The sequence below is a fragment of the Colwellia sp. SU-HH01172 genome (genome assembly GCF_057553355.1).
Genome location: NZ_BAAJMB010000009.1, coordinates 1 through 14223, shown reverse-complemented (window position 1 = coordinate 14223; position 14223 = coordinate 1). Strand labels below are relative to the sequence as shown.

The following is a 14223-nucleotide window of genomic DNA, read 5'->3' as shown; positions in this document are numbered from 1 at the left end:
ATCATGAAATTGCCACAAAAATATCAACAAAGTTTATGGTTTTTGTCATAATTAGACCGAATTATTTTCTTTATGTCACAAAAGTGTCATAAAGCTTTGGCAAAATAGCCGCAATTATTTTCTAGACATACTTAATTTAAAGGTATCTACATGAAACATACGTACAACAAAATCGCCGTAGCACTTTTGTCTTCTTTATCGCTGTCGGCATTTGCAGCTGATGTTGACATTTATGGTAAAGCCAATCTTTCAGTGCAATCTTCAGACGAAGGTGAAGGCTCTTTTACCGAAGTAAAAAGTAATGCTTCGCGCATAGGTTTAAAAGGTACGCATGACTTAGGTGATGGCTTAACGGTTATTTATAAAGCTGAATTTCAAGTTGACTTAGATGGCGATAGTGAAAAAGGCGATAGCATTACCGACCGTAACCAGTACGTTGGTTTAGCAGGAAGTTTTGGTGAAGTGTTGTTAGGTAAAAATGACACTATGCTTAAGCAATCTCAAGGCAAAGTAGATTTGTTCAGTGACTTAAATGGTGATATTAAAAATCTTTGGAAAGGTGAAAACCGTTTGGCTGATACGGTTTCATATAAAACACCAACCTTTAACAATTTCCGATTAGGTGTTACTTACATTGCTGAAGATGCTGTTGATGCTGAAGATGGTGTTTCTGTTGCAGTGTTTTATGGTGATAGCAAACTGAAAAAGTCTAAAATCTTTGCTTCAGTAGCGGTTGATTCTGAAGTTAATGGCTATGACATCACTCGTGCCACGGTGCAAGGTAAAGTTGGCGGTGTTGTGCTAGGCGCTATTATTCAAACACAAGAAAAAGTAGATGGTAGTGCTGAAATGGACGGCTTCATGGTTTCAGCTAAATATAAAATGGATAAAGTGACGTTTAAAGGTCAATATCAAGCGGCTAATTTTGATGGCGGTGATGATAAGTCAGGTATCACCTTAGGCGCTGATTACTCATTAGCAAAGAGCACTAAGCTTTATACATTTTACACCAGTTTCGATATGGATAGTGGTGCAGATGAAGATTACCTAGCGGCTGGTATTGAATACAAGTTTTAGTTAGTCATTCTGTAAATAGGCTAGGGACTGTTGATCTTTGTTTATTAATTCAGCTGAGAGTTAAAATTGCCTTAATTAAGGCGAAAATGGTGCAATTTAGTCATCTAAATCAGTCATTTTTAACGCAAAGTAAGGCAATTTTAGACTCAGCCCTCTGGGCAATGACTATTTTTAACGCTAGCAGCATTAGAATTTCACTTATTTGGAACAACCAAACATCGTTCATTCTGCTTTGCTAACGTTAAAAATAACCTATTGCTGAAAATATAAACAAAGATCAACAGCCCCTAGTTATTATTTATTAAAAAGTCGCTTAATGCGGCTTTTTTCTTGCCTATTTGAATAGCTTAGCCGATCATGACATTAATTTTATCGGTGTCATGAAACTGTCACAATAATTTATCACAATGTTTGGTAGACGATTTTTTATTTAGGCATCAGGAAAGATACATGAATAGACAGATTTTAGTTGTAGAAGACGAAGCGCCGATCAGAGAGATGATCACCTTTGTATTAGAGCAAAATGGCTTTAACGCCATTGAAGCTGAAACGATTGAACAAGCACAAACAAAAATTAAGGAACCATATCCTGATTTGATTTTGCTTGATTGGATGTTGCCCGGTGGAACTGGGGTAAAGCTTGCTAAGTCGCTGAAGCAAAATGAATACACTCGCTCTATACCTATTATTATGCTGACTGCGAGAGCCGATGAAGATGATAAAGTGAAAGGGTTTGATGCCGGCATCGATGACTATGTCACTAAGCCATTCTCTCCTAAAGAACTTATTGCACGGATAAAAGCCGTTATTCGTCGAGTTGCGCCAACCGCCCTTGAAGAAGCCATTGAATTTCATGGTATCAAGTTAGACCCAGTTGCACATCGTGTTTCGATTAATGATAACAACCTAGATTTAGGGCCGACAGAGTTTCGTTTATTGCACTTTTTTTTAACGCATACTGAGCGGGTTTATAGCCGAGAACAGCTATTAGACAACGTATGGGGCACCAATGTTTACGTTGAAGATAGAACCGTTGATGTTCATATTCGACGTTTACGTAAAGCGATTGCAGGTGAAGGTCATGAAGACTTTATTCAAACCGTGCGAGGCTCTGGCTATCGCTTTTCTGGTAAAACCAAAGACCGAGTATAATTATTAATTTATGCCTTTTCGTTTATCTTCACGCACTATCATAACTCGCATTGCTGCTACATTAATTGTCGGTGGCACTGTTGGTTATATCTTTGGAAATGTCTTCTTGGCGTTGGCGTTAACCTCAACGGCCTTATTGCTGTGGAATTACAATCATCTATTTAAATTAATGGATTGGTTATGGCAAGGAACGTCGATTGCGCCGCCACAAGCGCGAGGAATATGGGGACGAATTTATGATGGGTTGTACCATCGCATTAGAAAGCAACGACAAAAACAAAAGCAATTAAATGAACGTATTCGTAAATTTAGAGATGGTGCTGAGGCGTTGCCAGATGCGGCGCTGGTCCTATCAACAGAATTAGCCATTTTATGGGGCAATAAAAAAGCCTCACAGTTAATTGGTATTCGCTGGCCTAGTGATGTTGGTCAGCGTATTGATAACCTGATCCGTTTTCCTGAATTTGCTCATTATTTGGAAGACGGCAGTTATGAAAGCCCATGCGTTATCATGTCGCCGGTAAATAGCGAAGTGCAATTAGAACTGCGCATGATGGCATATGGCAGCGATCAAATTTTATTGCTGGCTCGTGATATCAGTAAAATTCAACGGCTCGAAGAAATGCGCCGAGATTTTGTTGCCAATGTCTCTCATGAACTTAAAACGCCGTTAACTGTGGTGCGTGGTTATGTTGAAATGGTTCAGGCAACTGACAGTGCGCTGGAACCTCATTGGCAAAAAGCCTTTGCAACCATAGAGACGCAAGTTTCTCGCATGGATCGCTTGGTTGAGCAGCTGTTGGTGTTGTCGCGAGTTGAAAATAATCTCGAAGACGATAATCTTCAACAAGTTGATTTATCACGTTTAATTTTGACCATAGTGGAAGATGTGCAATGGTTAAATCAGGATAAAAATCATACAATTACCGATGATATTGCCCCAGATATTAAAATTAACGGTAATGAGCATGAGCTAAAAAGCGCTTGTATGAATTTATTATCAAATGCTATCGCCTATACCCCAGAAAATGGCACTATTAATGTGTGTCTAGCAAGTGACGGTAATAAAATACGCTTTAGCGTAAAAGACAATGGCCCGGGCATTAAACCTGAACATGTTAATCGCTTAACGGAACGTTTTTTTCGTGTTGATAAGTCTCGTTCGCGAAATACCGGTGGCTCAGGCTTAGGTTTAGCGATTGTTAAGCATGTATTAAATCATCACAATGCCGAGCTTTCGATTGAAAGTGAGTGGAATAAAGGTAGTGAATTTATCATTTACTTTTCGTTGAAAAAAGAAAATAAATAATATTTCAATTACTTACCGGTCTGTTTTTCTTTACGTCTTTATATTTCTTAAATATTAAGCACCTTTATATAGGTGCTTTTTTGTTATTAATAATTAATGACGATTTTATGACTGCTGTAATATAAGTGTCACAAACTTTACTTATTATTGTCATATTCGAACCCTATAGTGTTCACAAATTAATTTAAATTCTCATCGGAGAGTAACATGAGTTTAAAACGTGTTTTAGGTGTTATTGGTTTAACCAGTGCGTTAAGTTTTAGCGCATTAGCAATTGACAGTAATTTACCTAGCTATAAAAAAGTCAGTGGTGTTTCAGGTAACTTATCTTCTGTTGGTTCAGACACTTTAGCCAATATGATGACCTTTTGGGCCGAAGAGTTTAAACGCACTTACCCAAATGTTAATGTACAAATTCAAGCGGCAGGCTCGTCAACGGCGCCACCGGCACTGACTGAAGCAACGTCAAACTTAGGTCCTATGAGTCGCAAGATGAAGTCTCGTGAAATCGAGGCATTTGAAAAGCGTTACGGCTATAAGCCAACACCTGTGCGTGTTGCTATTGATGCCTTAGCGGTTTTTGTTCATAAAGATAACCCAATCAAAGGTCTACGCATTGATCAAGTTGATGCGATTTTTTCTAACAACCGCAAATGTGGTGCAGAAAAAGACGTTGACCGTTGGGGAGATTTAGGTCTAACAGGGGAGTGGACAGGTAAAGATGTACAGCTTTACGGTCGTAACTCAGTATCAGGCACTTATGGTTACTTTAAAAAGAAAGCTCTTTGTAAAGGTGACTTCAAGAACAACGTAAATGAGCAACCCGGCTCGGCGTCAGTTGTACAATCGGTATCAGCGTCATTAAACGGTATTGGCTACTCAGGTATTGGCTATAAAACATCTGGTGTTCGTGCATTACCATTGTCGAAAAAAGGTGATAATTTCGTAGAAGCGTCAATGGAAAATGCGGTTTCTAAAAAATACCCACTTTCTCGTTTTCTATACGTTTATGTTAACAAGCACCCAAACAAGCCATTAGCGCCTATGGATGCAGAGTTTTTGAAAATGGTATTGTCAAAATCAGGTCAAAAGATTGTTGAAAAAGATGGCTACATTCCATTACCAGCATCAGTCGTTGCTAAAGAATATAAAAAATTAGGTTTATCTTTATAAGTAAAGCGTAAACTGACTAACGCGAATTTTAGAGCCCACATTCGGTCATGAATGTGGGCTTTTTTGTTCTAGTATGTGCTTCAATATTTGAAGAATCGGCAAAGATATACCCGTCGAGCTAATGAAAGTTCATTTCAATATTTATACCGTGTTTTGCTAGGAGTTGTTGCTCATTGACTAAGGTATTGGCTATTTGCGGACGCTGAGCTAGCCATTGTCGGCCAAAACTAAGTAATAGCTTTTGTTGCGTAATGGTGATTGCGGGGAAGTGCTGATTACTTGAAAAGCGTTGTTGGCTCAAAATAATACTTAATCGTAAAATTGTTAATAATTTAACTAATAAATTTGGCTGTAGCTGCTGCCAGAGTGAATTTGAGCTGGTCGCAATTGTTTTTCGTTGGTTGCCAACGAGCCAAGCTAATGCCTGTTGTTGTTCTTGATTAAAACCGGCTAAATCAGCATGAGCTAATATATATTCGCCATGTTTATGATAGCGAGTTGAATTGATATCATAGCCAATTTCGTGGACATGCGCGGCGGCGATAAGTAGCTCATAATAGATAGGCTGAGAAAGTTTCCAGCTGGTATGCACTTGCGCAAAGATATGCTCAGCGTAAGATTTAACTAGGTCTACTTGTGTTAGGTCAATATTAAAGCGGCGGGTTAAGCTATTTATGGTACGTTGGCGAGTATCATTATGAGAGCTGTTTTGTTGTTGCTCAAACAGCACACCTTCTCGCAGGGCATATTTACAGTAGTCAATTTCACTAATTTCAAGCGCCTCCATTAAGGCAATTAAAATTGCTACACCTGCGGCGATGACATGATTTCGTCCCGGTTTTAAGCCTGCTATGTCTATTTTTTCAATATTGCGGCAGGCAATTAACTTGCCTTTTATTTCATGTAAATGTGTTAAGTGAATTGGCTGATTAATGTGGTGATGGTGATTCACTATTTGGTATATGGCTTTTATTGTCCCTGAGGTGCCAATAACTTCTTGCCAAGTTAATTTTTTATAGCGTTTTACCATAGACGCAATTTCGACTTTAGCGGCAGTAATGGCGTTATTAAACTGTCGCTTGGTCATTTTATTATCAGCGAAGAATGTTTTACTGTAACTAACACATCCTAACGTTAAGCTGGCCAGCGCGAGAACATCGGCTTGTAATCCTATGATACATTCCGTGCTGCCACCGCCAATATCAAGCACCAAACGTTGCTTTGTTGAAGCGCTATGATAATTGACGCCACGATAGATCAGCCGCGCTTCCTCATGCCCAGAGATGACTTCAATGTCAAAGGGAAAAACTTGCTTTGCTATCGATAAAAACTCATTGGCATTTTTTGCTGTTCTTAAGGTATAAGTTGCGACAGCGCGAAAGTTTGTTGTATTAAGGTGGGAAGTTGAGCTAGACAAACTTGCTAGCGTCGCTATACCGCGCATTATCGCTTCATTGGAAAGGTAATTATTATTGTCTAACCCTGACGCTAGTTTTACTTTATATTTCTCACTGTGCACTATTTGGATATGCTGATGGATTTGACGCGCGAGAACAAAATGAAAACTATTGGAGCCGATATCGAGTGCCGCAAAGTAATGGTTATTTTCTGCTGCTTTTGCTTGCGTTGATAACGTCATCTCGGGCCTTATTGTTGTTGGTCATAATAACTTTTTACTAGCAACCTTTAGGCATTGGCTTTTCTATCGCATGCAAGTAATCATAAATTGCCAGTTGTGAGCGCAAGACCGGTTTGTTAGCTTGCTTTACGTATTGGTTGTCTTGTTTGTCATTAATTATTCGTGCCTTGGTGTTATCCGATAGTTGTAAGTTAATAATATCAATAATACGTGCTTTTAATGTTTCGTCATAAATAGGGCATGCCACTTCGACTCTATGATCAATATTTCGTACCATCCAATCACCCGATGAAATAAAGACTAGTGGTTGATTTTGATTATGAAAAATCATCACACGTGGGTGCTCTAGAAATAAATCGATAATTGAAATAACCGTGATATTTTCACTTAGGCTTTTTTGCTCTGGCACTAATGAGCACATACCGCGGATCAATAGTTCGACTTTTACTCCAGCATTACTGGCGCTATATAGTTTGTTGATCAGGCCTTTATCAACTAAGTTATTTAGCTTTAGGGTAATTTTAGCTTTTTTCTGTTCTTGCGCAAATTGGATCTCATTATCGATTAGTTGATAAAAACGCCGACGCGAGGTTAGTGGCGAAACAATTAAGTGGTTGAAGCGAAAGCGTTTATAACTATGTGATATAAAAGAAAATACGTTGTCGACTTCTTGGCAAATTTCTTTATGTTTAGTAAATAAGGAAAAGTCGGTATAAGTTCTGGCATTGCTTTCATGAAAATTTCCGGTGCCAATATGGGCATAACGAACTGTTTTTTCTTGTTCTACGCGGGTAATTAAACAAAGCTTCGAATGAATTTTTAGTGTTTCAATACCAAATTCGACGTGGATACCCGCGTCTTTCATTATCTTTGCCCATTCAATATTGGCTTGCTCGTCAAAGCGAGCACGCAATTCGACGACTACAGTCACCTTTTTACCATTTTTAACCGCTTCTATTAAGGCATTAATAATTTGAGAATGCTTGGCAACGCGATAGATATTAATTTTAATTTGTTTCACCCAAGGGTCATAAGAAGCTTGCCTGATAAACTCAGTAAAATGACGAAACTTATAATATGGGTAGTACAGTAAAATATCTTGTTGGCTGATAGCGGCAAACACTGAGGTGTTGGTTAAAAATATTTGAGCATCTAAAGCATGAATTTTTGGGTTTTCTAAAGCAGGCGAAGCTAAATTCGGAAAATGGATGAAATCTCTAAAGTTTCGATAAGGAATTCCTGGCACTAAATTATCTAATTCCTTTACTTTTAGTGACTTAGATAAAAAATTCACCATATATTTTGGCATATCTTGATCGTAAACCAAACGCACAAGATCGGCTTTTAATCTTTGCTTTAAGCCCTTAGACATTTGATCAAGTAAGCTTTCGTCTAAGTCGTCGGTTAGGTTATATTCAGCATCACGGGTGAGCTTGAATGAAAAAGCTTCAATGCTCTGATAATCAAATACGGCTAAAAAAAGCTTCTCAAGGTATAAATGTACGACATCATCGAGGAGCGCAATGTGTTGACTATTACTTTGCTTGTCGCGGGGTAGTTGAATAAAGCGATCAGTGTCTTCATGCGGTATTTCTACTAGCGCATATTGCTTAGTGTTTTCTTGAACTAATGCTACTAAAAAGTAGATGCCATCGTCGTCAATACAACTTGCCAAATGAGTTTTTGAATGAATAATGATGGGCGTGATATGACGTAATATACGGTGATTAAAATACTGTTCTAGCCAAGCAAGTTGGGATTTGGAAACTAAGGTTTCATATGCGGTATCAGCATTATTTTTAAATATTACTTGGATATTTTCTTGCTGAAGCTTTTCGAAGCATTGTTTTGATACTTGCTCAAATTGCAACGTTAAGGCCTGAACTTTCGCAATTATTTTTTTATGCAATGCCCGCCAATGATTTTTTGCATCTTCCTGTGCGCCTTCAAGCAGGGCTTGGCGACGAATATTAGCAACACGCACGCGGAAAAATTCATCAAGATTGGCGGAGTAAATACCGAGAAATCGAATACGCTCAATTAAGGGGACGGTATCGTCCGCGGCTTCTTGCAGAACTCGTTCATTGAAGGATAACCAACTTAATTCTTTATCGAAAAACATAACAGTACCGTTTATCTAATGAAAACAATTATTAAATAAAACAATAGTATAGAGTTTAAGTTACCGTTTTATGGCGAACAGTAACTTATGACTAATTTGAGTCACTATTTATCAAACGGTTATCAGTGACATTTTAACGGGAAATATCAACCATTAGGTCATCGGCCAAGTGCTCTAATGCATCGATCAAATGGTCAATATCTGCACCATTTACCGCTATGGTGACTTTTGCTTTAAATAATTTATGGCCAGCATGTGGCGCGCTTTCTTGCGTACTGACTAACTTGAGTAAATTGCCACCTTTATGGTGAATAGTTGAAGAAATTTCTTGCACTATACCGGCTCGGTCATTTGCCGTTAATTCTAAAACTACCTGAGTTTGAGGTGCAACATCAGCGTGAGCTACATGCTCAATTTGCATTTTAAAGTTTTCTAAACCGGCAAGTTCGTTTGATAATGCTTGAATATGTTCACTAGCACAGGCGATTTCGACAACGCCCGCAAATATTCCCGACATTTGCTGCAAACTAGATTTTTGCCAGTTACCTTGATGCTTGTTGATAACATTAGATAAGGTATCAACTATGCCGGGGCGGTCAGCGGTAATAAATGAGATAATAAGGTGATTCATAACATGTCCTTTGAAAATAGTAATGAGAGGTTATTTGGGCGCTTTATTGCTCGGTACGGGTTAATTGTGACAATTCTTTATGTAATTGCTCATCATCGCCTAGGTTAAGTTCCACTAAACGACGTAATAAGCTAACACTGTCGATATCTATGCCATTACATTGTACGCCAATTTCATTGCCTTCTTGGTGTACCACGGCGATGCTCATGGAGATAATGGCGTCGGCATTATCTAACTGAAACGACAGTAAACCAAGTTGACGAGTTAATGTTAAACCTTGGCTGTCGAGGGTAATGAGGGCACCATTTAGTGAAATATCGTGAACTCTGGCGTCAAACTGATGTTCATCTAATATCAGTTTTGCCTGCATGGAAAAGAGAACTCGTGTAAATTGACGTCGATTTTGCATGAATTTTAAGCTTAGCCAAGTGATATACTCAGCATAGCTCGGTTTTAAAAAAAAGGCACCTTAATTAATTCATTAAGGTGCCTTTATCTTGTTATTTACTAAATAGTTAACTAACTAATTAGCCTATTTTTTTATATTTAATTCTATGTGGTTCTAGCGCCGCAGGACCGAGCGTTTTTCTTAACCATTCATCATATTCAGTAAAGTTACCTTCGAAGAAGTTTACTTGGCCTTCATCGCGGTAATCAATAATATGTGTTGCAATGCGATCTAAGAACCAACGGTCATGGGAAATGACCATAGCGCAACCTGGGAATTCCAAAATGGCTTCTTCTAGTGCGCGTAAGGTTTCAATATCTAAGTCGTTGGTTGGCTCATCGAGTAAGAGTACATTGCCGCCTGTTTTCACTAACTTAGCTAAATGCACACGGTTGCGTTCACCACCGGATAATTGGCCAATGATTTTTTGCTGATCAGTGCCTTTGAAATTAAAACGGCTAACGTAAGCACGTGCCGGAATTTCATAGTTACCAATTTGAATGATTTCACTGCCTTCTGATATTTCTTGATAGACAGTCTTCGCGTCATCCATGTCGTCACGGAATTGATCAACACTGGCAAGCTGCACCGTATCACCAACACTAACGGAACCTGAATCTGCTGATTCAGCGCCTGAAAGCATTTTAAATAAGGTCGATTTACCTGCACCGTTAGCGCCGATAATGCCGACGATAGCACCTTTGGGAATACTAAAGCTTAAGTCATCAATTAATACTCTGTCGCCATAAGATTTGGTTAAGTTGTCAACATCAATGACTTTGTCACCAAGGCGTGGCCCAGGTGGAATATATAATTCGTTAGTTTCATTACGTTTTTGATTTTCATTACTGGATAATTCTTCAAAACGCGCCATACGAGCTTTACTTTTCGCTTGGCGACCTTTTGGATTTGAGCGTACCCAGTCAAGCTCATGCTTAATGGTTTTCGCCAAGGCATTTTCGGTGCGTTTCTCTTGCTCAAGTCTGGCATCTTTTTGTTCAAGCCAATTGGTGTAGTTACCTTCGTAAGGAATGCCATGGCCGCGGTCGAGCTCTAATATCCAGCCCGCGACGTTATCAAGGAAGTATCTATCATGGGTAATTGCAACAACTGTACCTGAATAATCATGTAAGAAACGTTCTAACCAAGCCACTGATTCAGCATCCAAATGGTTAGTTGGTTCATCAAGTAGTAGCATGTCAGGTTTTTCAAGTAACAAACGACAAAGCGCAACACGACGACGCTCACCACCACTTAATACGGCAATTTTTTGTTCCCATTCAGGTAAACGTAAGGCGTCAGCAGCACGTTCCAAAACGTTATCAATGTTATGACCGTCTTGGGCGTTAATAATATCTTCAAGTTCACCTTGCTCTTTTGCCAGCGCGTCAAAGTCAGCACCTTCTTCTGCATATTCGTTATACACTTGGTCAAGGCGCGCCATGGCATTTTTAACTTCCGATACTGCTTCTTCTAACGCTTCGCGCACGGTTTGATTTTCATCAAGTTGAGGTTCTTGTGGTAAATAACCAATTTTAGTGCCAGTTAAGGCGTTAGCTTCACCTTCAAACTCTTTATCAACACCTGCCATTATGCGCAGTAGCGTTGATTTACCTGAGCCGTTTAGGCCCAAAACACCAATTTTCGCACCTGGGAAAAAAGAAAGGGAAATGTCTTTTAAAATAGTGCGTTTCGGTGGAACGACCTTAGAAACGCGGTTCATTGAGAAAATAAACTTATCTGGCAATGCCATGAGAGAACCTTTTGTTTTAATGAAAATTATATTGGCGATATTTTAGGTTAATAGTGACCTGATTAGCAAACAGCTTTTATCATCAACGGTGAGTTGTTGCTTTTGCCAACAATTCTGGCAAAGTTAAAAGCTATCATATTTGTTGGTAATTTTTGCCAAGGTACCATTTGCTTGAATTATCGCTAACCCTTGATTAAAAGCGGCGAGTTTTTCAAGATAGTTATCAGTGTTTTTAGAAACGGCAAGGTAATAGTCTTCATTGGTTAATGTCCCGGCAGAATCAAATGTGGCTCGCTGTTTAGGATAATGTTTTTGCATAATGAATTGTGCCATACGTTTATCTATTAGCGCGAGATCAATACGGCCAAGCACGAGCTTTTTGATATTCTGCTCATCAGTCAGCACTTTGGCTAAATTGAGTTGAGTATTTTGGATAAAGCTCTTCGGGTAAGCATATTTTTGCACAGTGCCTATGGTGTAAGGGCTTATGTCTGAAAAATTACCATAACTTACCGGTAGCGACTTGCGCTTAAAAAATATTAACTCTGATTGGGTGAAAGGCTGAGAAAATTCAAACCATTGCATTCTTTGTTTTGAGTGCCACAAAGTAACCCCGTCAAACTTACCTTGTTTGGCATACAGTAACGCGCGGCCAAAAGGTAAAATATCAACCGTTACTTGATAGTTGACCGCAGAAAAAGCCGCCTTAATGATTTCTACATTTAAGCCTTTTACTTGTTCATCATAATAATTATAAGGCGGGTATATGGCAGTTATGAGTCGAAAGCTTTGCTTTTTAATCGTTTGTGGTTGCGCGGTATTTAAGGCGTAGCTAGGAATAGAAAACAGCATTAATGTTAACAATATGAATGCTATTTTTTGTTGATGAAGGCTTTGTTTCGGCATAATTATTCGCTTGAACTTGCTCCGAAAGTTTTTATTAGTCAAGCATATATACCTGATTTCTGCCGATAGATTTTGCTTTATATAATGCAATGTCTGAACGAGCATAAAGATCTTGGAAGCTAGTGTCGGTGGCTTTAATAATGGATACGCCGACACTAATTTTTATTTCTAGCTGTATGTTTTTTTCCAATATTATCGGATTTGTGTCTAGTAAGTCTCGCAGCCTTTCCGCTGCTTTTTGGCATTGGGATTTAGATGTGTTGGGTAATAATATCGAGAACTCTTCGCCGCCAATTCGGGCAAATGTATCTTCTGCCCTAATGGTGGGGGTAATGAATTGTGCTATTTTTATTAATGCTTGATCGCCGATAGGGTGGCCATACTTATCGTTTATGGCTTTAAAGTAGTCAACATCAATTGAGATCACGGCGAGCTGATGTTGATGCCGAACGGCTCGATTGAATTCACGTTTTGCATTCTCGAAAAAGTACCGGCGATTATATAGTCCGGTTAATTCATCAGTATTCGCGAGCTGTTTAAATTTTTCCTTTAATTGGTATAACTCAGTGACATCGGTAGAAAAGCCGATTAAGGTTTTGGTATTTTCCTTAAAATCGCACGGTACTTTAATACTTAAATAATGATGTATCTTGTTGTCAGCACCGAGTGAAGCTTCATTGATGGTTATTTTTTCATCATTTTCAAAAACGAGTTTATCGGTTTGCCAGAATTGATCTGCGAATTCTTGTGGAATAACGTCAATATCTCGTTTACCTATAATTTCTTCAGCCGTTAAGCCAAAAAGCTCAGCCACTTTGCTATTCACATAACGAAAATGACGTGTGGAGTCTTTCATATAAATATAGGCGTCAACATTATTTAAAATAACATCAAGTAAATGTTTTTGTTCGCGGTTTTCTGCTTCAAGTGCTTTTTGTTCAGTGATATCTGTTGATATACCGCACAAGCCTATCACTTTGCCTTCATTGTTAAATAACGGCTTTTTGATGCTTTTATAGGTGTGAATTTTCCCCGTTGCCTTAACATGATTATTTTCTTCAGATTCAACCGTGATCTTGTTGTTAATGACATTTAGGTCGTTTTGCCGTAATTCATCAGAGACATCAAGGTCGAAAAAATAGCTGTCATCTTTGCCAATAATATCTTGAATGGGCATTTGAAATAGCTCAGCAACATCAGCATTCACATAAATATATTTACCCTCTAAATCTTTAGTAAAAACATATGCGTCGATGTTATTAAGTAATTCGGACATTGATTGTATTTGTAACAATAATGCGGCGTTATCTTGGTTTTCTTTCTCTTTCATACTCACTTCCAATCATTGTTACTTGTCCTACTTCCCCTGAGTTAGCTTTATAATCGTTAAGCTATTAACGCAGGAACCGATAACAATCACTGACTAATAATGAAATGTTCTTAATTAATATTTCATTATAGCTATCAATATCAGCCTATTTATTTATAAATGCAAATTAAATTTCTTACTAGAGTCTAAATTTGCTTTCTCAATGGGGTTCTATGGCAGTGCACAGCTGGTTATCAGCAGTGCAACTGTTAGGAAGTACACTGAATATAGCGGTAATATATTGGTAGGGAATATTGTTGTTTTTATCTTTGATGCGCTAGGGGCTAAGTTAAGTTTCAGCTTTCGCCCGCAAACTGTTAACGGCATATGCCATTGCTTTGGCATAGTCGGCTAATTCGTAGCCGTTAATACGTGTTTGTAATTCGTTGATTAAATCTAAACAAACTTCTGGGTGGCTTTCCAAGTTTTTGAAGTTATTCTGATGTTTACGGCAGGTTTCATCGGCTAAGTCCATTGCTACTACAAGTAATAATTCCATATCACATCCCGTTGATACAGTTGTTAACGTGGCATAAGAATATCGCGTTAACATTATAAATAATAGCAAAAATGTTCAGAATTAATTTTCTACTGTCGTTGTTTTTATATTTTTTGTTAGGGTTGCAACCCTAGGGGCTGTTGAA

12 protein-coding genes are annotated in these 14223 nt (G+C 38.5%); 4 read left to right on the top strand and 8 right to left on the bottom strand.

What is annotated here, in order from left to right; all coding sequences use genetic code 11:
• Nucleotides 1–150: 150 nt before the first annotated feature.
• The 4 genes from AC27JP_RS18550 (at nucleotide 151) to AC27JP_RS18535 (ending at nucleotide 4711) form a co-directional block, all read left to right on the top strand.
• Entirely contained in the window at nucleotides 151–1077 is a 927-nt protein-coding gene (locus tag AC27JP_RS18550; protein ID WP_487117423.1) for a porin, read from the top strand.
• A gap of 450 nt (nucleotides 1078–1527) precedes the next feature.
• Nucleotides 1528–2229 (top strand): phosphate regulon transcriptional regulator PhoB, encoded by a 702-nt coding sequence (phoB, locus tag AC27JP_RS18545; protein ID WP_487117422.1) that lies wholly within the window; start codon nucleotides 1528–1530, stop codon nucleotides 2227–2229.
• 10 nt (nucleotides 2230–2239) lie between these two features.
• Nucleotides 2240–3538, top strand: a complete 1299-nt coding sequence (gene phoR, locus AC27JP_RS18540) for a phosphate regulon sensor histidine kinase PhoR (protein ID WP_487117421.1) — start codon at nucleotides 2240–2242, stop codon at nucleotides 3536–3538.
• Nucleotides 3539–3745: 207 nt separating this feature from the next.
• Nucleotides 3746–4711: a PstS family phosphate ABC transporter substrate-binding protein gene (locus AC27JP_RS18535; protein WP_487117420.1), complete on the top strand. Its 966-nt coding sequence runs from the start codon at nucleotides 3746–3748 to the stop codon at nucleotides 4709–4711.
• Nucleotides 4712–4829: 118 nt separating this feature from the next.
• Here the strand turns inward: AC27JP_RS18535 and AC27JP_RS18530 are convergent, their stop codons facing one another.
• The 8 genes from AC27JP_RS18530 to AC27JP_RS18495 all read right to left on the bottom strand — a co-directional run bounded on the left by AC27JP_RS18530 (nucleotide 4830) and on the right by AC27JP_RS18495 (nucleotide 14078).
• Nucleotides 4830–6350 carry a Ppx/GppA phosphatase family protein gene (locus tag AC27JP_RS18530; protein ID WP_487117419.1) on the bottom strand — a complete coding sequence of 507 codons (1521 nt, stop codon included), beginning with the start codon at nucleotides 6348–6350 and terminating at the stop codon, nucleotides 4830–4832.
• A gap of 37 nt (nucleotides 6351–6387) precedes the next feature.
• Nucleotides 6388–8472: a polyphosphate kinase 1 gene (gene ppk1, locus AC27JP_RS18525; protein WP_487117418.1), complete on the bottom strand. Its 2085-nt coding sequence runs from the start codon at nucleotides 8470–8472 to the stop codon at nucleotides 6388–6390.
• Between the two features lie 133 nt (nucleotides 8473–8605).
• Entirely contained in the window at nucleotides 8606–9103 is a 498-nt protein-coding gene (locus AC27JP_RS18520; protein WP_487117417.1) for a glycine cleavage system transcriptional repressor, read from the bottom strand.
• 43 nt (nucleotides 9104–9146) lie between these two features.
• A complete protein-coding gene (locus tag AC27JP_RS18515) occupies nucleotides 9147–9512 on the bottom strand; it encodes a PilZ domain-containing protein (protein WP_487117416.1) in 366 nt (121 codons plus the stop codon).
• A gap of 118 nt (nucleotides 9513–9630) precedes the next feature.
• A complete protein-coding gene (gene ettA, locus AC27JP_RS18510) occupies nucleotides 9631–11304 on the bottom strand; it encodes an energy-dependent translational throttle protein EttA (RefSeq protein ID WP_487117415.1) in 1674 nt (557 codons plus the stop codon).
• Nucleotides 11305–11427: 123 nt separating this feature from the next.
• Nucleotides 11428–12210, bottom strand: coding sequence for a substrate-binding periplasmic protein (locus tag AC27JP_RS18505; RefSeq protein ID WP_487117414.1), 783 nt, complete (start codon nucleotides 12208–12210; stop codon nucleotides 11428–11430).
• Nucleotides 12211–12244: 34 nt separating this feature from the next.
• Nucleotides 12245–13540 carry a sensor domain-containing diguanylate cyclase gene (locus AC27JP_RS18500; protein ID WP_487117413.1) on the bottom strand — a complete coding sequence of 432 codons (1296 nt, stop codon included), beginning with the start codon at nucleotides 13538–13540 and terminating at the stop codon, nucleotides 12245–12247.
• 328 nt (nucleotides 13541–13868) lie between these two features.
• Nucleotides 13869–14078, bottom strand: a complete 210-nt coding sequence (locus AC27JP_RS18495) for a hypothetical protein (protein WP_487117412.1) — start codon at nucleotides 14076–14078, stop codon at nucleotides 13869–13871.
• Nucleotides 14079–14223 lie beyond the last annotated feature (145 nt).

Coding starts and splice junctions, on each gene's coding strand:
- AC27JP_RS18550 (WP_487117423.1), top strand. CDS start 151: ATGAAACATACGTACAACAAAATCGCCGTAGCACTTTTGTCTTCTTTA.
- phoB (WP_487117422.1), top strand. CDS start 1,528: ATGAATAGACAGATTTTAGTTGTAGAAGACGAAGCGCCGATCAGAGAG.
- phoR (WP_487117421.1), top strand. CDS start 2,240: ATGCCTTTTCGTTTATCTTCACGCACTATCATAACTCGCATTGCTGCT.
- AC27JP_RS18535 (WP_487117420.1), top strand. CDS start 3,746: ATGAGTTTAAAACGTGTTTTAGGTGTTATTGGTTTAACCAGTGCGTTA.
- AC27JP_RS18530 (WP_487117419.1), bottom strand. CDS start 6,350: ATGACGTTATCAACGCAAGCAAAAGCAGCAGAAAATAACCATTACTTT.
- ppk1 (WP_487117418.1), bottom strand. CDS start 8,472: ATGTTTTTCGATAAAGAATTAAGTTGGTTATCCTTCAATGAACGAGTT.
- AC27JP_RS18520 (WP_487117417.1), bottom strand. CDS start 9,103: ATGAATCACCTTATTATCTCATTTATTACCGCTGACCGCCCCGGCATA.
- AC27JP_RS18515 (WP_487117416.1), bottom strand. CDS start 9,512: ATGCAAAATCGACGTCAATTTACACGAGTTCTCTTTTCCATGCAGGCA.
- ettA (WP_487117415.1), bottom strand. CDS start 11,304: ATGGCATTGCCAGATAAGTTTATTTTCTCAATGAACCGCGTTTCTAAG.
- AC27JP_RS18505 (WP_487117414.1), bottom strand. CDS start 12,210: ATGCCGAAACAAAGCCTTCATCAACAAAAAATAGCATTCATATTGTTA.
- AC27JP_RS18500 (WP_487117413.1), bottom strand. CDS start 13,540: ATGAAAGAGAAAGAAAACCAAGATAACGCCGCATTATTGTTACAAATA.
- AC27JP_RS18495 (WP_487117412.1), bottom strand. CDS start 14,078: ATGGAATTATTACTTGTAGTAGCAATGGACTTAGCCGATGAAACCTGC.